The sequence below is a fragment of the Paraburkholderia heleia NBRC 101817 genome (genome assembly GCF_000739775.1).
GTDB classification, from domain to species: domain Bacteria; phylum Pseudomonadota; class Gammaproteobacteria; order Burkholderiales; family Burkholderiaceae; genus Paraburkholderia; species Paraburkholderia heleia.
The window spans coordinates 16,804-35,035 of record NZ_BBJH01000039.1 but is presented as its reverse complement, the minus strand read 5'-3'; the positions used below and the strand labels follow the sequence as shown (position 1 = coordinate 35,035).

Sequence of the window (18,232 nt, the reverse complement as noted above, 5' to 3'; positions counted from 1 at the left end):
AAGCATCGCTTGCTAGATGAAAAGCGTGCACTGAGACAGCAAAGCCGGCCTCGCAAGCCGTCCCCAATTCCGGTCTTCCCCGCAGCATTGATGCACTCTTGAGCCGCGCCGTTCGTAAACGGGCGGCGTATTAGTCATGCCAGCCATAGAAATCCGTAACGTCAAGAAGCGCTACAAGTCGCTTCAGGCGCTCAAGGGCGTCAGCTTCACGGTCGAAGACGGCGAGTTCTTCGGGCTGCTCGGCCCGAACGGCGCGGGCAAGACGACGCTCATCAGCATTCTTGCCGGCCTCGCGCGCGCGGACGAGGGCTCGATCGCCGTGCGCGGCCACGACGTCGTCGCCGACTACCGCAACGCGCGCCGCAACCTCGGCGTCGTGCCCCAGGAACTGGTGTTCGATCCGTTCTTCACCGTGCGCGAGACGCTGCGCATCCAGTCCGGCTACTTCGGTCTGCGCAATAACGACGCGTGGATCGACGAAGTCATGGCCAATCTCGATCTCACCGAGAAGGCCGACGTGAACATGCGCGCGCTCTCCGGCGGCATGAAGCGCCGCGTGCTCGTGGCGCAAGCGCTCGTGCACCGGCCGCCCGTGATCGTGCTCGACGAACCCACCGCCGGCGTGGACGTGGAACTGCGCCAGACGCTCTGGAAGTTCATCGCGCGCCTGAACCGCGAAGGGCACACCATCGTGCTCACCACGCACTATCTCGAAGAAGCCGAGCAGTTGTGCGACCGCATCGCCATGCTCCGGCGCGGCGAAATGGTCGCGCTCGAGCGCACGAGTGCGCTGCTGCAGCGCTTCGCCGGCACGCAGCTGTTCCTGCGCTTTTCGGAAGGCGTGCTGCCGGGCGAGCTGCGCGCGCTCGAAGTCGATCCGTCCAATGCCAGCGTACATCAGCATCTGCTGCGCCTCGCGAGCTACGACGACGTGGAGCGCATTCTCGCGAAGTGCCGCGCGAATGGCTGCAAGCTCGAGGAAGTGGAAGTGCGCAAGGCCGATCTGGAGGATGTCTTCGTGCAGGTGATGAACGGTCCTGAAGTGGTCGAGGGTCTCGCATGAGCGGTTTCCGTACGCTGTTCTACAAGGAAGTGCTGCGTTTCTGGAAGGTCGCTTTCCAGACCGTACTCGCGCCCGTCATTACCGCGCTGCTCTATCTCACGATCTTCGGCCACGCGCTGCGCGGCCACGTCGAGGTGTATCCGGGCGTGGAGTACACGAGCTTCCTGATTCCCGGCCTCGTGATGATGAGCGTGCTGCAGAACGCCTTCGCGAACAGTTCGTCGTCGTTGATCCAGTCGAAGATCACGGGCAATCTCGTCTTCGTGCTCCTGCCCCCGCTCGCCGCATGGGAGATGTTCGGCGCCTACGTGCTCGCTTCGATCGTGCGCGGCCTCGCCGTCGGCGCGGGCGTGTTCGTCGTGACGATCTGGTTCATTCCGATGAGCTTCGCCGCGCCGTTCTACATCCTCGCTTTCGCGGTGCTCGGCTCGGCGATCCTCGGCACGCTCGGCCTGATCGCCGGGATCTGGGCGGAGAAGTTCGACCAGCTCGCGGCGTTTCAGAACTTTCTCATCATGCCGCTCACGTTCCTTTCGGGCGTGTTCTATTCGACGCATACGCTGCCGCCCCTGTGGCGCGAAGTGTCGCGGCTCAATCCGTTCTTTTACATGATCGATGGCTTCCGCTTCGGGTTCTTCGGCCTGTCCGACATCAACCCGCTCGTGAGCCTGTCGATCGTTTTCGTGTTTTTCGTGGCGCTCGCCACGCTCGCCATGCGTTTGCTCGCGAGCGGGTACAAGCTGCGTCACTAAGCGCACTATCAGGCAGGAGCCATACTCATGTTGCCGACTCCGGAACAGATCAAGCAGTACATCTCGGCAGGGCTCGCGTGCGAGCACCTCGAAGTCGAAGGCGATGGCCAGCACTTCTTCGCGACGATCGTCTCCTCAGCATTCGACGGCAAGCGCTTGATCCAGCGCCATCAGCTCGTCTACGCGGCGCTCGGCGACCGCATGCGCGAGGAAATCCACGCGCTCAGCATGAAGACGCTCACGCCCGCCGAATGGCAGAACGCATAATCTGGAATCCCAGTGCGAATCACCCAGGACATAGACGCCGCCGCGAGCGGCGCAGCTCAACATCAAGCGACCCCGCAAGCCGGCCGCACCGATCAGGAAACCTCAGGCATGGATAAACTCGTCATCGTCGGCGGGCAGAAGCTCGCAGGGGAAGTGGCTGTTTCCGGTGCAAAGAATGCGGCGCTGCCGATTCTCTGCGCAGGCCTTCTGAGCGCGCAACCCGTTCATCTCGACAACGTGCCCGACCTCCAGGACGTGCGCACCACGCTCAAGCTGCTTGGCCAGATGGGCGTGCGCACCGAGCAGCACGGCGCGCGCGTGCAGCTCGACGCCTCGAAGGTGAACAACCTCGTCGCGCCGTATGAGCTCGTGAAGACCATGCGCGCGTCGATCCTCGTGCTCGGGCCGCTCGTCGCGCGCTTCGGCGAAGCGAAGGTGTCGCTGCCGGGCGGCTGCGCGATCGGCGCGCGCCCCGTGGATCAGCACATCAAGGGCCTGCAGGCGATGGGCGCCGAGATCAACATCGAGCACGGCTTCATCGAGGCGCGCGCCAAACGCCTGAAGGGCGCGCGCATCGTCACCGACATGATCACGGTCACCGGCACGGAGAACCTGCTGATGGCCGCCGTGCTGGCCGATGGCGAAACCGTGATCGAGAACGCCGCGCGCGAGCCCGAGGTGGGCGACCTCGCACACCTGCTCGTGGCGATGGGCGCGCAGATCGAAGGCATCGGCACGGACCGCCTCGTCATTCAGGGCGTGGACACGCTCCACGGCGCGCATCACACCGTCATTCCGGACCGGATCGAAGCGGGCACGTTCCTGTGCGCGGTCGCGGCCGCAGGCGGCGACGTCACGCTGCGCCACGTGCGTCCGCATATTCTCGACGCCGTCACCGACAAGCTGCGCGAAGCGGGCGTGACGATCGAAGAGGGCGACGACTGGATGCGCGTGCGCATGCACGAGCGCGCGCGCGCCGTGAACGTGCGCACCTCCGAATACCCCGCGTTCCCGACCGACATGCAGGCGCAGTTCATGGCGCTCAACGCGATCGCGGACGGCACCTCGCAGGTGGTCGAAAACATCTTCGAAAACCGCTTCATGCACGTTCAGGAACTGAACCGCCTGGGCGCCCATATCACGATCGACGGCAAGACGGCGCTCGTCGCCGGCGTCGAGAAGCTCTCTGGCGCGAAGGTGATGGCAACCGACCTGCGCGCCTCGGCGAGCCTCGTGATCGCGGGCCTGTGCGCCGAAGGCGAAACGCTGATCGACCGCATCTATCACCTCGACCGCGGCTACGACCGCATGGAAGAGAAGCTCACGAAGATCGGCGCGAACGTGAAGCGGATCAAGGGGAGCGCGCAATGAGCACGGTCGAGTCCAGGCCCACGCCGGCGGCCGCGGCCAGCGCGCCGCTCACGCTTGCGCTCTCGAAGGGCCGCATCTTCGAGGAAACGATGCCGCTCCTCGCCGCGGCTGGCGTGCATGTGACCGAAGACCCGGAAACCTCGCGCAAGCTGATCCTGCCGACCACCGACCCGAACCTGCGCGTAATCATCGTGCGCGCGACCGACGTGCCGACCTACGTGGAGTACGGCGCGGCCGACTTCGGCGTGGCGGGCAAGGACGTGCTCAACGAGCACGGCGGCGGCGGCCTGTATCAGCCGGTCGACCTCGACATCGCGCGCTGCCGTCTCTCGGTGGCCGTGAAGGGCGGCTTCGATTACGCGAATGCGGTGCGCCAGGGGGCGCGCCTGCGCGTGGCGACCAAGTACACGGAAGCCGCGCGCCAGCACTTCGCGGCCAAGGGCGTGCACGTCGACCTCATCAAGCTGTACGGCTCGATGGAGCTCGCGCCGCTCGTTGGCCTCGCCGATGCGATCGTCGACCTCGTCAGCACGGGCGGCACGCTGCGCGCGAACAATCTGGTCGAGGTGGAAGAGATCATGGAGATCTCGTCGCGCCTCGTCGTGAATCAGGCGGCGCTCAAGCTCAAGCGCGCCGCGCTGCGGCCCATCATCGACGCGTTCGAACGCGCGTCCCGCGGCACGCAGGGGAGCTGACGGAGCAGCAGCAAAGGGCAGGCGCAATGACGCGCCGCCTCGCGCGCCACGCATCTCAAAAGGCGCGGCGCGCACAACGTAACGGATGGATACCAGCATGGCTATCACGATGCGCAAACTCGATTCCAGCGCCTCAGGCTTCAAGCAGGCGCTGCACGCGGTGCTCGCCTTCGAGGCGAGCGAGGACGAGGCCATCGAGCGGTCCGTCGCGCAGATTCTTGCCGACGTGAAGGCGCGCGGCGACGCTGCCGTGGCCGACTACACGAACCGCTTCGACCGTTTGGGCGCGACGAGCGTCGCGGCGCTCGAACTGCCGTTCAGCGAACTCGAAGCGGCGCTGGAGAGCCTCGAGCCCAAGCAGCGCGCGGCACTCGAAGCCGCGGCGGCGCGCGTGCGCGGCTACCACGAGAAGCAGCGCATCGAGTGCGGCTCGCATAGCTGGCAATACACCGAAGCCGACGGCACGGTGCTCGGCCAGAAGGTCACGCCGCTCGATCGCGTGGGCCTTTATGTGCCCGGCGGCAAGGCCGCGTATCCGTCGTCCGTGCTGATGAACGCCATTCCCGCACGGGTCGCGGGCGTGCGCGAAATCATCATGGTCGTGCCCACGCCCGACGGCGTGAAGAACCCGCTCGTGCTGGCGGCGGCGCTGCTCGGCGGCGTCGATCGCGTGTTCACGATCGGCGGTGCGCAGGCCGTCGCGGCGCTCGCGTACGGCACGGATACGATTCCGCCCGTCGACAAGATCTGCGGGCCGGGCAACGCCTATGTCGCTTCGGCCAAGCGCCGCGTGTTCGGCACGGTCGGCATCGACATGATCGCGGGCCCCTCGGAAATCCTCGTGATTTGCGACGGCACGACCGATCCGCGCTGGGTGGCCATGGACCTGTTCTCGCAGGCCGAACACGACGAGCTCGCGCAGTCCATTCTGCTGTGCCCGGACGAAGGCTTCATCAAGCGCGTGGAAGAGGCCATCGACGAACTTCTGCCCGCCATGCCGCGTGCCGAAGTCATTGCCACGTCGCTGACGAACCGCGGCGCGCTCGTGAAGGTGCGCGACATGGCGGAGGCCTGCGCCATCGCCAACGAGATCGCACCGGAGCACCTCGAAATCTCGGCGCTGGAGCCGCAGAAGTGGGGCGCCGAAATCCGCCACGCCGGTGCGATCTTCCTTGGCCGCTACACGAGCGAAAGCCTCGGCGACTACTGCGCGGGGCCGAATCACGTGCTGCCGACGTCTCGTACCGCACGTTTCTCGTCGCCGCTTGGCGTCTATGATTTCATCAAGCGCTCGAGCCTCATCGAGGTGAGCGCGGAAGGCGCGCAGACGCTCGGCGAAATCGCTGCCGAACTGGCCTACGGCGAAGGCCTGCAGGCCCACGCGCGCAGTGCCGAATTCCGCATGAAGCAGGTGTAAGGCGCGCCCGGCAACTGGCGGAAACCGGTTGAATGAGCCGCCGCGCAGCATGGAGACGCTGCGCGGCGGCGAGCCTCGTCAGTGCCGCGGGCGCATGGAGCTGGGTCCGCAGTTTGACCTGTCGTTTGCCCCACACGCAGCAGAGACCACGACGATAACCAGGGCGGCCGCCTCGCCGAGCCGCCCGTGCCGGCGGCCCCGCTTTTTCGCGAGCCGCCTTTCGACATGACGACACCACAAGACATCATCCGTCGCGACGTGCTCGCGATGACGAGTTACCCCGTGCCCGACGCTTCCGGCTTCGTGAAGCTCGACGCCATGGAGAACCCGTTTGCCCTGCCCGCCGACCTTGCCGCAAAACTGGGCGAACGCCTCGCGGCGGTCGCGCTCAACCGCTATCCCGCGCCGCGCCCCGAAGCGCTGATCGCGAAGCTCAAGCACGCGATGCGCGTGCCCGCCGACTGCGACGTGCTGCTCGGCAACGGCTCGGACGAGATCATCAGCATGATCACGATGGCGTGCGCGAAGCCGGGCGCGAAGGTGCTCGCGCCGGTGCCGGGCTTCGTCATGTATGCGATGTCGGCGAAATTCGCGCAGGTGGAGTTCGTGGGCGTGCCGCTCAAGTCCGACTTCACGCTCGACCTCGAGGCGACGCTTGCGGCCATCGCGGAGCACACGCCCGCCGTGATCTGGCTGGCGTACCCGAACAACCCGACGGGCACGCTGTTCGACGACGCCGATATCGAGCGCGTGATCGCGGCGGCTGCGCAGGCAAAGGGCCTCGTGGTGATCGACGAGGCCTACCAGCCGTTCGCGATGCGAAGCTGGATGCCGCGCGCGGGCGAGTTCGACAACGTGGTCGTGATGCGCACGATGTCGAAGCTCGGGCTCGCGGGCATCCGCCTCGGCTATCTGGCCGGGCGTGCGTCGTGGCTCAACGAGTTCGACAAGGTGCGGCCGCCCTACAACGTGAACGTGCTCACGCAGGCTGCGGCCGATCTGCTGCTCGACCATGTCGAGGTGCTCGATGCGCAGGCCGCGCAGCTGCGCGCGCAACGCGCGGCGCTGGCCGCGGAAGTGGCGAAGCTGCCGGGCGCCCAGGTGTTCGAAAGCGCGGGCAATTTCCTGCTCGTGCGCGTGCCCGATGCGGCGGCGGTTTTCGACACGCTGCTGTCCGCCCGGATCCTGATCAAAAACGTGGGTAAAATGCACCCATTGCTTGCGAACTGCGTGCGCCTGACCGTTGGCACCCCCGACGAAAACGCGCAATTGCTCGCTGCCCTGAAGCTCGTGCTCAAGTAGGCCGCCGAATGCTTCGTTCTCCCACTCTCCTGTTACGGGCTGTTTGAAGGAAATTGCCATGCGCGTCGCGCAAGTCGTTCGCAACACCAGCGAAACGCAAATCCGCGTGAAACTGAATCTTGACGGCACCGGCGAGCAAAAGCTCGCGACCGGCGTGCCGTTTCTCGACCACATGCTCGACCAGATCGCACGGCACGGTCTGATCGATCTGGAAGTCGAGGCGCATGGCGATACCCATATCGACGATCACCATACGGTGGAAGACGTCGGCATCACGCTCGGCCAGGCGGTGGCGCAGGCCATTGGCGACAAGAAGGGCATTCGCCGCTACGGCCACGCCTATGTGCCGCTCGACGAAGCGCTCTCGCGCGTCGTGATCGACTTCTCGGGCCGTCCGGGCCTCGAATTCCACGTGCCGTTCACGCGCGCGCGCATCGGCACGTTCGACGTCGACCTGTCGATCGAATTCTTCCGCGGCTTCGTGAACCACGCCGGCGTGACGCTGCACATCGACAATCTGCGCGGCCTCAACGCGCACCACCAGATGGAAACCGTGTTCAAGGCATTCGGCCGTGCGTTGCGCCAGGCCGCCGAACTGGACGAACGTCAGGCGGGCAAGATCCCGTCGACGAAGGGCAGCCTCTAAGCGACGCCTTTTACCGACCAGAAGGCGAGCCGCGCTGCGCACAGCAATGCCTCGGCGTGTCCCGGCAGGACTCCGGGTGCGCCGCGCCGGGGCTGTCGCCCGCATGCGGCATGCGCGCCACATTAGCCATTGGGCTTATGGGCCTGCACGCGCCGACTGGCGTACATTGACGGCTTCGAAGGCAGATCAGGGCACATTGCGGCGCACATGCGCCCACACAGCCAAGGGCAAGGCCTTTTAAGCAGGCCGGATGCGAGATGAAAACTTCAATTGCGATTGTTGATTATGGAATGGGCAACCTGCGTTCGGTGGCCCAGGCGCTGAGGCAGGCCGCGCCGGAAGCCGACGTGGCCATCGTCGAGCGTCCCGAGGCGATCCGTGCTGCCGACCGCGTGGTGCTGCCGGGGCAGGGCGCGATGCCCGACTGCATGCGCAGCCTCGCCGAGTCGGGCCTGCAGGATGCCGTGCTCGAAGCCTCGCGCACGAAGCCGCTCATGGGCGTGTGCGTGGGCGAGCAAATGCTGTTCGACTGGAGCGCGGAAGGCGACACCAAGGGCCTCGGCCTGTTGCCCGGCAAGGTCGTGCGCTTCGATCTGGAAGGCAAGCTGCAGGACGACGGCTCGCGCTTCAAGGTTCCGCAAATGGGCTGGAACCGCGTGCGCCAGGCGCGCGCGCACGCCCTGTGGGCCGGTGTGCCCGACGAAAGCTTCTTCTACTTCGTGCACAGCTACTACGTGGTTCCGGCGGAGGCGGCGCTCACCGTGGGCGAAACGCCGTACGGCGCGGCCTTTACCTCGGCAGTGGCGCGGGATAACATCTTCGCCACCCAATTCCACCCGGAAAAGAGCGCTGCTGCGGGCTTGCGCGTCTATCGCAACTTCGTCCACTGGAACCCCTGATTTCGTGCGTGCGCTGACGTTCGCGGCCGCCTTCGCGCACGAGCGCCGCGGCATTAGATTTGCGTCAGCAAGGCCGCCGAAAGAGTTGTACTAAACTAGCGAAACGGCGTCGGATCGGGCCTTTTTTTCCGCCGGCGCTGCAGACTTCAACCTCATTCCCAGATACACCCGAAGCTATGCTGCTGATTCCGGCCATCGATCTCAAAGACGGTCACTGCGTGCGCCTCAAACAAGGCGATATGGACCAGGCGACGATTTTCTCCGAGGAACCGGCGGCTATGGCCCGACACTGGGTCGAGCGCGGCGCGCGGCGTTTGCACCTCGTCGACCTCAACGGCGCGTTCGCCGGCAAGCCGAAGAACGAAGACGCGATTCGCGAGATCATCCGCGAAGTCGGCGACGAGATCCCCGTGCAGCTCGGCGGCGGCATCCGCGACCTCGACACGATCGAGCGCTATCTCGACGACGGCCTGTCCTATGTGATCATCGGCACCGCCGCCGTGAAGAATCCGGGCTTCCTCCAGGAAGCCTGCACGGCATTCGGGGGCCATATCATCGTGGGCCTCGACGCGAAAGACGGCAAGGTCGCGACGGACGGCTGGAGCAAGCTCACAGGTCACGAAGTCGCGGACCTCGCGCGCAAGTTCGAGGACTATGGCGTCGAGTCGATCATCTACACCGACATCGGCCGGGACGGCATGCTTCAGGGCATCAATATCGAAGCGACGGTGCGCCTCGCGCGCGCGGTGAAGATTCCGATCATCGCCAGCGGCGGGCTTTCCAACCTCGCCGATATCGACGCACTGTGCGAAGTCGAGGACGAAGGCGTGGAAGGCGTGATCTGCGGCCGCGCGATCTATTCGGGCGACCTCGATTTCGCCGCCGCGCAAACGCGCGCAGACAGCCTGCGCGAATCGGACGACGCCTAAGGCGCCGTATGCCGGCCTCCGTCACGGGAGGCCTTTTGTTTTTGGCGCTGCGCCGCCATCTCCATGGAGACTGGCGCTCGCGCCGGATATTTTCGCCTCAGGGCGCAAGGCAAGGCGCAAAGCGCGCGACAATGGGCTGCGGCTGCGCGCCACGCCCGAACCGGGTTCGGCAGCCTTCTCGCGAAAGGTGCTCGCCGCACATACACCGACTGGCAACTTCGGCAAGATCATGGCTCTACCCAAACGCATCATCCCCTGCCTCGACGTGACCGCCGGGCGCGTCGTCAAGGGCGTCAATTTCGTCGAACTGCGCGACGCGGGCGACCCCGTCGAAATCGCGCGCCGCTACGACGACCAGGGCGCCGACGAACTCACCTTCCTCGACATCACCGCGACCTCCGACCAGCGCGACCTGATCCTGCCGATCATCGAGGCGGTGGCTTCGCAGGTCTTCATTCCGCTTACCGTGGGCGGTGGCGTGCGCGCAGTGGCGGACGTGCGGCGCCTGCTCAACGCCGGCGCCGACAAGGTCAGCATGAATTCGTCGGCGGTCGCCGATCCGCAGCTCGTGCGCGATTCCACCGACAAGTACGGCTCGCAGTGCATCGTCGTCGCCATCGACGCGAAGCGTACGTCCGCGCCGGGCGAACCCGCGCGCTGGGAAGTGTTCACACACGGCGGGCGCAAGGCCACGGGCATCGACGCCGTGGAATGGGCGCGCAAGATGGCGGAGCTGGGCGCCGGCGAAATCCTGCTCACGAGCATGGACCGCGACGGCACGAAGAGCGGCTTCGACCTCGACCTCACGCGCGCGGTGTCCGACGCCGTGCCGATTCCCGTAATCGCCTCGGGCGGCGTGGGCGGCCTGCAGGATCTCGCGGACGGCATCGTCAAGGGCCATGCCGACGCCGTGCTGGCGGCGAGCATCTTCCACTATGGCGAACACACGGTGGGCGAGGCGAAGCGCTTCATGGCCGACCAGGGCATTTCGGTGAGGATGTGACGCCATGAGCAACACTCAAACCGCCAAACCCGACAACGACCTCACCAACGCCAGCTGGCTCGACAAGGTCAACTGGGACGCCAACGGCCTCGTGCCGGTGATCGCACAGGAGGCCACGACCGGCGACGTCCTGATGTTCGCGTGGATGAACCGCGAAGCGCTCGCGAAGACGGTCGAACTGCGCCGCGCCGTGTACTTCTCGCGCTCGCGCCAGCGCCTGTGGTTCAAGGGCGAGGAGTCGGGCCACGTGCAGCACGTGCGCGACATCCGCCTCGACTGCGACGAAGACGTCGTGCTGCTCAAGGTCGAGCAGGTCTCGGGCATCGCGTGTCACACGGGCCGCCACTCGTGCTTTTTCCAGCAATTCGAAGGCACCGTCGACGAAGGCCGCTGGGCCGCCGTCGACCCGGTGCTGAAAGACCCCGAACACATCTACAAATGACGCAACTGAACACCCACGACACCCTGCTGCGCCTCGCGGCGGTGATCGACAGCCGCAAGGGCGGCGATCCGGACGCCTCCTACGTCGCGCGCCTCTTTCACAAGGGCGACGACGCGGTGCTCAAGAAGGTCGGCGAAGAGGCGACCGAAGTCGTGCTGGCCGCCAAGGACGTGCGCCAGGGCGGCGCACCGAAGGCGCTGGTCGGCGAGATGGCCGACCTGTGGTTCCATTGCCTCGTCACGCTCTCGCACTTTGATCTGAGTCCCGCCGACGTGCTCGCGGAACTCGAACGCCGCGAAGGCCTTTCGGGGCTCGAGGAAAAGGCGCTGCGCAAGAGCCGCGAGCGCGAAGAGACCGGCGACTGAGGCGCTACGGCGCGCACGGCGCTACACAGAGGGAGATGAACGACATGTCCACGTCTGGCGACTATCCGCCCCCTTCGTACCGCAACGGCGCTGACGCGGACCGGTTGCGCAGCCTGCGGACTTTCACGCACGTGCTGTACGCGCTCTATGCGGTGTACTGGCTGACCGGCGGCATTTCGGTGCTGGTGGCCATCATCCTGAATTACCTCAAACGCGACGAAGCGCTCGGCACGCCCTATGAGCAGCACTTCACGTGGCAAATCCGCACGTTCTGGCTCGGGCTGGCCGGCCACCTGATCGGCGGCGTGCTCATCTTCGTGCTGGTCGGCATTCCAATTTTGTGGGCTGTCGCAATCTGGACGTTGTACCGTATCATCAAAGGCTGGCTGTACTTGTACGACAACAAGCCGCTGCACAATCCGCGCGCCTGGTTCTGAGGGCTGGCGGGGCCACGTGCGGCTTTGCTCACCAGGAGCACCATGAGTCACGACCGCAGCACCTGTCTCTTCTGCAAGATCGCCGATGGCCATATCCCCAGCACGCGGGTGTACGAGGACGACGAATTCGTCGCCTTCCGCGACATCCGGCCTGCAGCCGAAACTCACGTCCTCGTGATTCCGCGCCAGCATATTCCCACCCTTGCCGATTGCGGTGAAAACGACGCCCCGCTGCTTGGTAGAATGTTCGTATTGGTCGCGCGGCTCGCCAAAGAGCTGGGCGTCTCGTACACGGGCGGCGAAACCGGGTTTCGCACGGTGGTGAATACGGGGCCGGGCGGCGGGCAGGAGGTCTACCATCTGCACGCGCATTTGCTGGCCGGACCGCGTCCGTGGCACCGCATGGGCTGAGTGTCGGCGGCGGTGGAAATCGGTATAAATGACGGATGGCGTGGTCTCAGTGAAGCATCGGGCTAAAGGGTCGCACGCCACGTCCATGCAACATCGGACAGGCACAATTTATCGCGCTGCGCAGGCCGCGTGGCGGCGGGGTTAAGGAGAGAGTCAATCATGGGTTCGTTGAGCATTTGGCACTGGCTGATCGTCTTGTTGATCGTTGCGCTCGTCTTCGGCACCAAGAAGCTGCGCAATATCGGTAGCGATCTGGGCGGTGCGGTGAAGGGTTTCAAGGAAGGCATGCGTGAGAGCGAAGGCGCCGGTGCCGACACGCAAAAGCGCGAACTGCCGGCCGACGGCGGTGCAGTCGACGTCGAAGCCAAGGACAAGACACAGCGCTCGAACGACTACCGCTAAAACGCGTGGCGGCCGTTGTTCTCGCCGCCACGGGTTGTTCCGCTTGTTTCCAGCTCGTTTCCACTAAGGCAGCCAAGGCTGACGGAAAACTCCATTCATGCTCGATCTCGGTTTAACCAAGATGGCGCTGATCGGCGTCGTCGCGCTGGTCGTTCTCGGGCCGGAGCGGCTGCCGCGGGTCGCACGCACGGCCGGCGCGCTGTTCGGGCGCGCGCAGCGCTATATCAACGACGTCAAGGCGGAAGTCACGCGCGAGATCGAACTCGACGAGTTGCGCCGCATGAAGACCGAGTTCGAAACGGCGGCGCAGAACGTCGAGAAGAACGTTCAGGAGAATCTGCGCAAGCATGAAACCGAATTGAACGACGCGTGGAATGCGGGCACGTCGGTGTCGCCGAGCATCGCAGGCGGAGCGGATCCTGCCAGCCTGGAAGGCGCCGCCGCCAATGTCGTAGAGGGCGTCGCCACGCAATCGGGATGGCGCACCGGCCAGGCGGGCGCGAGCGGTGCCAGGCGCAAGAACTGGCGCGTCAAGCAGAGCGCCGCGCCGGTCTGGTACAAACGCGCCACGCTGCGCCGCACGCGGGTGCAATCGGGCGCTGCGCGCGTGGCGCAGCACACGCCGGCGAGCCTGCGCCGGCCCACCCGGTTCTTCTGACGCGGATCCGCCTTTGCGCACGACCATTTCCAACAGAGGGCCGGTGTGAGCGACCCCCAGCAAAAACTGGAAGAAGGCTCCGAAGAGACCTTCATTTCCCATCTCGTCGAGTTGCGCGACCGTATCATTCGCGCAGGCATCGCTGTGATCGTCGTGTTCCTCGGGCTCGTCTACTGGGCGCCCGACATATTCCGTCTGCTTGCGCGTCCGCTCATGCAGAACCTGCCGCGCGACGGCAAGATGATCGTCACCGACGTGACCGGCTCGTTCTTCGTGCCCATGAAGGTCACGATGCTCGTGGCCTTCGTGATCGCGCTGCCGGTCGTGCTCTACCAGATCTGGGCGTTCGTCGCCCCAGGCCTCTACCAGCACGAAAAGAAGCTCGTCGCCCCGCTCGTGGCGAGCAGCTACACGCTCTTCCTGTGCGGCATGGCGTTCGCGTATTTCGTGGTGTTCCCGACCATTTTCCGCGTGATGGCGCACTACAACGCGCCGCTCGGCGCGGAGATGACGACCGACATCGACAATTACCTAAGCTTCGTGCTCACCATGTTCATCGCGTTCGGCGTGACCTTCGAGGTGCCGATCATCGTCGTGCTGCTCGTGCGCATGGGCGTCGTCACCGTGAAGAAGCTCAAGCAGATCCGGCCCTACGTGATCGTCGGCGCGTTCATCGTCGCGGCCGTGGTGACGCCGCCGGACGTGTTCTCGCAACTCATTCTCGCGCTGCCGCTCATCCTCCTCTATGAGGCCGGCATTATCGCGGCGCGTATCTTCATCGGCACGGGCGAGAAGAAGCCAGCGGACGAGAGTCAGGCGGCGAGCTAGCCCCGCGGGCTCGGCGCAGGAAAGCAAAGGCCGCGAACCCCAGTCAGTTCATTCGCGGCCTTTTGCTTTCCTGCTTGCGGGCAGGGCGCGATGCCCCGCCCGCGCTGTGCAATCAACCGCCGTCGTCGCCTTCGCCGTCTTCCTGAGCCGGCTGCTTCGGCGGCGGCGGGCGCTTGCCGATCAGCACGTCGAGATCCATGTCCTTGTTCTTGCGCACGAGGTGGATCTTCGCGTCGGTGCCCGGCTTGATCTGCGCGATGACGTTCAGAAGGCGCGTGGTGTCGGTGATGGCCTCACCGTTCACCGAGGTCAGGACGTCGCCGGGCTTGATGCCGGCTTTGTCGGCGGGGCCGCCCTGCAGCACGCCCGCGACGATCGCGCCCGACTTCTCCTTTAGCCCGAACGAGTCGGCGATCTCCGGCGTCACATCCTGTGGCTCCACGCCGATCCAGCCGCGCGTGACCGACCCCGAGGTGATGATGCTCTCCAGCACGCTGCGCGCCGTGGAGACGGGGATCGCGAAGCCGATGCCGAGCGAGCCGCCCGAGCGCGAATAGATGGCCGTGTTGATGCCGAGCAGGTTGCCGTTCACGTCGACGAGCGCGCCGCCGGAGTTGCCCGGATTGATCGGCGCATCGGTTTGAATGAAATTCTCGAACGTGTTGATGCCGAGGTGATTGCGGCCCAGCGCGCTGATGATGCCCATGGTGACCGTCTGGCCCACGCCGAACGGGTTGCCGATGGCGAGCACGACGTCGCCCACGCGCGTCTGGTCCATGCGGCCGAGCGTGATGGTGGGCAGGTTCGGCAGATTGATCTTGAGCACCGCGAGATCGGTTTCCGGGTCGATGCCGATCACCTTGGCGTTGGTGGTGCGGCCGTCGGAAAGCGCGATTTCGATCTGGTCCGCGCCGTCGATTACGTGCTGGTTCGTTAGAATGTAACCGTCCGGACTGACAATGACGCCCGAACCGAGGTTGGCGGCAGGCTGCTCCTGCTGTTTCTGATTTTTGTTGCGATCGCCGAAGAAGTAGCGAAATAGCGGATCGTTCTGGCGGGGATCGGGCGGCAGCGACCCATCCTTGCTCGAGAACACGTTCACTACCGCGGGCATGGCCTTCTGGGCGGCGTCCGCATAGGAGCCCTGGGCGGCGCCTGAACCGATGCCTGGCGCCACTTCCCGCAGTGCGACGATCGGTTCGGCAAGCTGCTTGCCGAACTGCCCCTGGTGCTGCAGCCACTGTGGTTTGAGCGTGGCGATGATGAACATCAACGCCAGCAGGACCGTCACCGCCTGGGCGAAGAACAGCCAAAAGCGTCTAAGCATCTGAAGATTAGAGGATTATATGGATCGGATCGAACTGGAATTGTATCTGAACAATCTTCTGGAATCCGCGCGGTTCAAGGACTACTGCCCCAATGGCCTGCAGGTCGAAGGGCGGCGGCGCGTGGAGAAGATCGCCACGGGCGTGACCGCATCGCTCGCCTTCCTCGAAGCCGCGCTCGAGTGGGGCGCCGACGCCGTGCTCGTGCATCACGGCTACTTCTGGAAAAACGAAGCGCCGCAAATTACGGGCCGCAAGTACCGGCGCCTGAAGACGCTGCTCGCCAACGATATCAACCTGTTCGCCTACCATCTGCCGCTCGACAGCCATCCTGAACTGGGCAATAACGCGCAGTTGGGCGCCCGGTTCGGCTGGATCGGCGAACAACGCTTCGGCGATCAGGATCTGGGCTGGATGGCCACGCTGCCCATGCCGATCACGCTCGCGCACTTTACTGCCGAGGTCGAGCAGACGCTCGGCCGCACGCCGCTCGTGCTCGGCGACCCAGACTGGCAACTGCGCCGCGTGGCCTGGTGTACGGGTGCGGCACAAAGTCTCTTCGACGCCGCGATCGAGGCCGGCGCCGACGTCTTCCTCACCGGCGAGATCTCCGAGCCGACCACGCACACCTCTGCGGAAAGCGGCGTGGCGTTCCTCGCTGCGGGCCACCACGCTACCGAGCGCTTCGGTGTGCAGGCAGTGGGCGCGCACCTCTCGGAAGCGTTCAATATCGAGCATCTTTTCATCGATATCGACAATCCCGTTTGATTGGGCATCCGGCGCCAATTGTCGTGATGCAGCATCGTTTTATTCATCGGGCATTTACAAACTGAAAAGAAAGTGGCCCTCTTTTCTGCGGGAAAACCCCGAGATATCAAGGACTTCCGAGGCTTTTTGGAGGACGCCCCTTGTAAATGCCAACTCCATTCGAGCAAACTAGCGTTCGGCAGCACCGCGGGTAAGCTGGCGTGACGGAAAAATCCAACTCAGAAGTGGGGCGATGTGATGCGAGACAACGAGAATGACCGCGTCGACGGCAGCCGCCGAACCTGGCTGATTGCGACGTCCGTAGCAGGTGGCATTGGAGGCGTGGCCACTGTCGTACCCTTCGTAGGTTCCTTTGCACCATCCGAAAAAGCCCGCGCCGCCGGCGCGCCTGTCGAAGTCGACATCACGAATCTGCAGCCCGGCTCGCTCATGACCGTGGCCTGGCGCGGCAAGCCCGTGTGGATCCTGAACCGTACGGATCGCATGATGGCCGACGTGAAGAAAGCCGATCCCGATCTGGCCGACCCGAACTCCGAGCACCCGTTCTCGATGCCGATGCCGGAGTACTGCATGAACGAATACCGTTCGCGCGCCGAGCATCAGAACATTCTCGTGGCCGTGGCCGTCTGCACCCATCTGGGCTGCACGCCCACGCCGCGCTTTCAGGAAGGCCCGCAGCCGAACCTGCCCGACAGCTGGCCGGGCGGTTTCCTGTGCCCGTGCCACGGCTCCACCTACGATCTCTCCGGCCGTGTGTTCAAGAACAAGCCGGCGCCGCAAAACCTCGATATTCCCCGCTACATGTTCGCGTCCCCGACGCAGATCGTGATCGGCCGGGACGAAAAAGGAGAAGCGTGATGGCGACGGGAACCGAAAAGGATGGGGTGGAAACGACCGGGCTGCAAGGCTGGATCGACAAGCGCTTCCCGATGACGGCGAGTTGGCGCGCTCATGCTTCCGAATACTACGCGCCGAAGAATTTCAACTTCTGGTACTTCTTCGGCTCGCTCGCGCTGCTCGTGCTGGTGAACCAGATCGTCACCGGCATTTTCCTCACCATGAACTACAAGCCCGACGCGACGCTTGCGTTCGCGTCGGTCGAGTACATCATGCGCGAGGTGCCGTGGGGCTGGCTGATTCGCTACATGCACTCCACGGGCGCGTCGATGTTCTTCGTGGTCGTGTACCTGCACATGTTCCGCGGGCTGCTGTACGGCTCGTACCGCAAGCCGCGCGAGCTCGTGTGGATCTTCGGCTGCGCGATTTTCCTGTGCCTGATGGCCGAGGCGTTCTTCGGCTATCTGCTGCCGTGGGGCCAGATGTCGTTCTGGGGCGCGCAGGTGATCGTGAACCTGTTCTCGGCGATTCCCTTCATCGGCCCGGACCTCTCGCTGTGGATTCGCGGCGACTACGTGGTGTCGGACGTCACGCTGAACCGCTTCTTCGCGTTCCACGTGATCGCCATTCCGCTGGTGCTGGTCGGGCTCGTGATCTGTCACATCATCGCGCTGCACGAAGTGGGCTCGAACAATCCGGACGGTATCGAGATCAAGGAGAAGAAGGACGCCAACGGCGTGCCGCTCGACGGCATCCCGTTCCATCCGTACTACTCGGTGCACGACTTCATGGGCGTGTGCATCTTCCTGATGGTGTTCGCGGCGATCGTGTTCTTCGCGCCGGAAATGGGCGGCTACTTCCTGGAAGCGAACAATTTCGTGCCGGCCAACCCGCTGCAGACGCCACCCGAAATCGCGCCGGTCTGGTACTTCACGGCGTTCTACGCGATGCTGCGCGCCACCACCGACCCGTTCAAGATCGTGCTGATGATCGTGATCGCGCTGCTCGGGCTGCTCGCGCTGGTGCGCGCCCGCGGCAAATGGCGCGCCGGGCTGCCGGTGCTGGCGGTGCTCGTGATCCTCGCCATGTACTTCACCGAGTCGAAATTCTGGGGCGTGGTGGTGATGGGCACGGCGGTGATCTCGCTGTTCTTCCTGCCGTGGCTGGACCGCTCGCCCGTGAAGTCGATCCGTTACCGGCCGTTCTTCCACAAGGTGTTTCTGGGCATCTTCGTGCTGGCGTTCCTGACGCTCGCGTTCCTCGGCACGAAGCCGCCATCGCCGGCAGCCACGCTGATCGCCCAGATCTGCGCGCTCGTCTATTTCGCTTTCTTCCTCGGCATGCCGTTCTGGACGCCGCTTGGCACCTTCAGGCAGCCGCCCGAGCGCGTGCGGTTCAAGCCCCATTAATCGACG

At 64.8% G+C, this 18,232-nt stretch carries 22 protein-coding genes; 21 read left to right on the top strand and 1 reads right to left on the bottom strand.

Annotation, left to right across the window (positions count from 1 at the left end; translation table 11 throughout):
- The first annotated feature begins 136 nt into the window (after positions 1–136).
- The 18 genes from BHE01S_RS28025 to tatC all read left to right on the top strand — a co-directional run bounded on the left by BHE01S_RS28025 (position 137) and on the right by tatC (position 13,887).
- Positions 137–1,063: an ABC transporter ATP-binding protein gene (locus BHE01S_RS28025; RefSeq protein WP_042269665.1), complete on the top strand. Its 927-nt coding sequence runs from the start codon at positions 137–139 to the stop codon at positions 1,061–1,063.
- A complete protein-coding gene (locus BHE01S_RS28020; protein ID WP_042269663.1) occupies positions 1,060–1,815 on the top strand; it encodes an ABC transporter permease in 756 nt (251 codons plus the stop codon). The genes BHE01S_RS28025 and BHE01S_RS28020 overlap by 4 nt, the downstream gene beginning before the upstream one ends.
- A gap of 27 nt (positions 1,816–1,842) precedes the next feature.
- Positions 1,843–2,082 (top strand): BolA family protein, encoded by a 240-nt coding sequence (locus tag BHE01S_RS28015; RefSeq protein WP_028206568.1) that lies wholly within the window; start codon positions 1,843–1,845, stop codon positions 2,080–2,082.
- Positions 2,083–2,190: 108 nt separating this feature from the next.
- Positions 2,191–3,453, top strand: coding sequence for a UDP-N-acetylglucosamine 1-carboxyvinyltransferase (gene murA / locus BHE01S_RS28010; protein WP_042269661.1), 1,263 nt, complete (start codon positions 2,191–2,193; stop codon positions 3,451–3,453).
- Positions 3,450–4,148 carry an ATP phosphoribosyltransferase gene (hisG, locus tag BHE01S_RS28005; RefSeq protein WP_042269659.1) on the top strand — a complete coding sequence of 233 codons (699 nt, stop codon included), beginning with the start codon at positions 3,450–3,452 and terminating at the stop codon, positions 4,146–4,148. The genes murA and hisG overlap by 4 nt, the downstream gene beginning before the upstream one ends.
- Positions 4,149–4,245: 97 nt before the next feature.
- Positions 4,246–5,565 carry a histidinol dehydrogenase gene (gene hisD / locus BHE01S_RS28000; RefSeq protein WP_042269764.1) on the top strand — a complete coding sequence of 440 codons (1,320 nt, stop codon included), beginning with the start codon at positions 4,246–4,248 and terminating at the stop codon, positions 5,563–5,565.
- A gap of 225 nt (positions 5,566–5,790) precedes the next feature.
- Positions 5,791–6,867 (top strand): histidinol-phosphate transaminase, encoded by a 1,077-nt coding sequence (gene hisC, locus BHE01S_RS27995; RefSeq protein WP_042269657.1) that lies wholly within the window; start codon positions 5,791–5,793, stop codon positions 6,865–6,867.
- A 58-nt stretch (positions 6,868–6,925) separates the two neighbouring features.
- Positions 6,926–7,513 (top strand): imidazoleglycerol-phosphate dehydratase HisB, encoded by a 588-nt coding sequence (gene hisB / locus BHE01S_RS27990; RefSeq protein ID WP_028218451.1) that lies wholly within the window; start codon positions 6,926–6,928, stop codon positions 7,511–7,513.
- Positions 7,514–7,770: 257 nt separating this feature from the next.
- The gene (gene hisH, locus BHE01S_RS27985; protein ID WP_042269656.1) at positions 7,771–8,412 is read left to right on the top strand and encodes an imidazole glycerol phosphate synthase subunit HisH; all 642 of its coding nucleotides are present in this window, start codon (positions 7,771–7,773) and stop codon (positions 8,410–8,412) included.
- Positions 8,413–8,588: 176 nt separating this feature from the next.
- Positions 8,589–9,341, top strand: a complete 753-nt coding sequence (gene hisA / locus BHE01S_RS27980) for a 1-(5-phosphoribosyl)-5-[(5-phosphoribosylamino)methylideneamino]imidazole-4-carboxamide isomerase (RefSeq protein ID WP_042269654.1) — start codon at positions 8,589–8,591, stop codon at positions 9,339–9,341.
- Between the two features lie 229 nt (positions 9,342–9,570).
- Positions 9,571–10,344, top strand: a complete 774-nt coding sequence (gene hisF / locus BHE01S_RS27975) for an imidazole glycerol phosphate synthase subunit HisF (protein ID WP_042269761.1) — start codon at positions 9,571–9,573, stop codon at positions 10,342–10,344.
- A gap of 4 nt (positions 10,345–10,348) precedes the next feature.
- Positions 10,349–10,786, top strand: coding sequence for a phosphoribosyl-AMP cyclohydrolase (gene hisI, locus BHE01S_RS27970; RefSeq protein WP_042269652.1), 438 nt, complete (start codon positions 10,349–10,351; stop codon positions 10,784–10,786).
- On the top strand, positions 10,783–11,151 hold the full coding sequence (locus BHE01S_RS27965; protein WP_042269651.1) for a phosphoribosyl-ATP diphosphatase: 369 nt from the start codon (positions 10,783–10,785) through the stop codon (positions 11,149–11,151). The genes hisI and BHE01S_RS27965 overlap by 4 nt, the downstream gene beginning before the upstream one ends.
- Positions 11,152–11,195: 44 nt before the next feature.
- On the top strand, positions 11,196–11,588 hold the full coding sequence (locus tag BHE01S_RS27960) for a DUF4870 family protein (protein WP_042269760.1): 393 nt from the start codon (positions 11,196–11,198) through the stop codon (positions 11,586–11,588).
- 42 nt (positions 11,589–11,630) lie between these two features.
- Positions 11,631–11,999 carry a histidine triad nucleotide-binding protein gene (locus BHE01S_RS27955; RefSeq protein WP_042269649.1) on the top strand — a complete coding sequence of 123 codons (369 nt, stop codon included), beginning with the start codon at positions 11,631–11,633 and terminating at the stop codon, positions 11,997–11,999.
- Between the two features lie 159 nt (positions 12,000–12,158).
- Positions 12,159–12,401, top strand: a complete 243-nt coding sequence (gene tatA / locus BHE01S_RS27950) for a Sec-independent protein translocase subunit TatA (protein WP_042269645.1) — start codon at positions 12,159–12,161, stop codon at positions 12,399–12,401.
- 97 nt (positions 12,402–12,498) lie between these two features.
- Entirely contained in the window at positions 12,499–13,059 is a 561-nt protein-coding gene (gene tatB, locus BHE01S_RS27945) for a Sec-independent protein translocase protein TatB (protein WP_042269644.1), read from the top strand.
- 45 nt (positions 13,060–13,104) lie between these two features.
- Complete coding sequence (gene tatC, locus BHE01S_RS27940) at positions 13,105–13,887, top strand: twin-arginine translocase subunit TatC (RefSeq protein WP_042269642.1); 783 nt, start codon at positions 13,105–13,107, stop codon at positions 13,885–13,887.
- A gap of 112 nt (positions 13,888–13,999) precedes the next feature.
- Here the strand turns inward: tatC and BHE01S_RS27935 are convergent, their stop codons facing one another.
- Positions 14,000–15,214: a Do family serine endopeptidase gene (locus BHE01S_RS27935; RefSeq protein WP_042269640.1), complete on the bottom strand. Its 1,215-nt coding sequence runs from the start codon at positions 15,212–15,214 to the stop codon at positions 14,000–14,002.
- Between the two features lie 19 nt (positions 15,215–15,233).
- Between BHE01S_RS27935 and BHE01S_RS27930 the strand changes: the two genes are divergently transcribed.
- The 3 genes from BHE01S_RS27930 (at position 15,234) to BHE01S_RS27920 (ending at position 18,226) form a co-directional block, all read left to right on the top strand.
- Positions 15,234–15,980, top strand: coding sequence for a Nif3-like dinuclear metal center hexameric protein (locus tag BHE01S_RS27930; protein ID WP_042269638.1), 747 nt, complete (start codon positions 15,234–15,236; stop codon positions 15,978–15,980).
- 237 nt (positions 15,981–16,217) lie between these two features.
- Complete coding sequence (gene petA, locus BHE01S_RS27925; protein ID WP_042269636.1) at positions 16,218–16,838, top strand: ubiquinol-cytochrome c reductase iron-sulfur subunit; 621 nt, start codon at positions 16,218–16,220, stop codon at positions 16,836–16,838.
- Positions 16,838–18,226 carry a cytochrome b gene (locus BHE01S_RS27920; protein WP_042269635.1) on the top strand — a complete coding sequence of 463 codons (1,389 nt, stop codon included), beginning with the start codon at positions 16,838–16,840 and terminating at the stop codon, positions 18,224–18,226. Before petA ends, BHE01S_RS27920 begins: the two co-directional genes overlap by 1 nt.
- Positions 18,227–18,232 lie beyond the last annotated feature (6 nt).

What these genes read in the sequence shown, in the direction of transcription:
- BHE01S_RS27935 (WP_042269640.1), bottom strand. Translation starts at nt 15,214, where the DNA reads ATGCTTAGACGCTTTTGGCTGTTCTTCGCCCAGGCGGTGACGGTCCTG.
- BHE01S_RS28015 (WP_028206568.1), top strand. Translation starts at nt 1,843, where the DNA reads ATGTTGCCGACTCCGGAACAGATCAAGCAGTACATCTCGGCAGGGCTC.
- BHE01S_RS27920 (WP_042269635.1), top strand. Translation starts at nt 16,838, where the DNA reads ATGGCGACGGGAACCGAAAAGGATGGGGTGGAAACGACCGGGCTGCAA.
- tatB (WP_042269644.1), top strand. Translation starts at nt 12,499, where the DNA reads ATGCTCGATCTCGGTTTAACCAAGATGGCGCTGATCGGCGTCGTCGCG.
- murA (WP_042269661.1), top strand. Translation starts at nt 2,191, where the DNA reads ATGGATAAACTCGTCATCGTCGGCGGGCAGAAGCTCGCAGGGGAAGTG.
- BHE01S_RS27955 (WP_042269649.1), top strand. Translation starts at nt 11,631, where the DNA reads ATGAGTCACGACCGCAGCACCTGTCTCTTCTGCAAGATCGCCGATGGC.
- hisI (WP_042269652.1), top strand. Translation starts at nt 10,349, where the DNA reads ATGAGCAACACTCAAACCGCCAAACCCGACAACGACCTCACCAACGCC.
- hisD (WP_042269764.1), top strand. Translation starts at nt 4,246, where the DNA reads ATGGCTATCACGATGCGCAAACTCGATTCCAGCGCCTCAGGCTTCAAG.
- BHE01S_RS27965 (WP_042269651.1), top strand. Translation starts at nt 10,783, where the DNA reads ATGACGCAACTGAACACCCACGACACCCTGCTGCGCCTCGCGGCGGTG.
- hisB (WP_028218451.1), top strand. Translation starts at nt 6,926, where the DNA reads ATGCGCGTCGCGCAAGTCGTTCGCAACACCAGCGAAACGCAAATCCGC.
- hisH (WP_042269656.1), top strand. Translation starts at nt 7,771, where the DNA reads ATGAAAACTTCAATTGCGATTGTTGATTATGGAATGGGCAACCTGCGT.
- hisC (WP_042269657.1), top strand. Translation starts at nt 5,791, where the DNA reads ATGACGACACCACAAGACATCATCCGTCGCGACGTGCTCGCGATGACG.
- BHE01S_RS27960 (WP_042269760.1), top strand. Translation starts at nt 11,196, where the DNA reads ATGTCCACGTCTGGCGACTATCCGCCCCCTTCGTACCGCAACGGCGCT.
- petA (WP_042269636.1), top strand. Translation starts at nt 16,218, where the DNA reads ATGCGAGACAACGAGAATGACCGCGTCGACGGCAGCCGCCGAACCTGG.
- tatA (WP_042269645.1), top strand. Translation starts at nt 12,159, where the DNA reads ATGGGTTCGTTGAGCATTTGGCACTGGCTGATCGTCTTGTTGATCGTT.
- BHE01S_RS28025 (WP_042269665.1), top strand. Translation starts at nt 137, where the DNA reads ATGCCAGCCATAGAAATCCGTAACGTCAAGAAGCGCTACAAGTCGCTT.
- BHE01S_RS28020 (WP_042269663.1), top strand. Translation starts at nt 1,060, where the DNA reads ATGAGCGGTTTCCGTACGCTGTTCTACAAGGAAGTGCTGCGTTTCTGG.
- BHE01S_RS27930 (WP_042269638.1), top strand. Translation starts at nt 15,234, where the DNA reads ATGGATCGGATCGAACTGGAATTGTATCTGAACAATCTTCTGGAATCC.
- hisG (WP_042269659.1), top strand. Translation starts at nt 3,450, where the DNA reads ATGAGCACGGTCGAGTCCAGGCCCACGCCGGCGGCCGCGGCCAGCGCG.
- hisA (WP_042269654.1), top strand. Translation starts at nt 8,589, where the DNA reads ATGCTGCTGATTCCGGCCATCGATCTCAAAGACGGTCACTGCGTGCGC.
- hisF (WP_042269761.1), top strand. Translation starts at nt 9,571, where the DNA reads ATGGCTCTACCCAAACGCATCATCCCCTGCCTCGACGTGACCGCCGGG.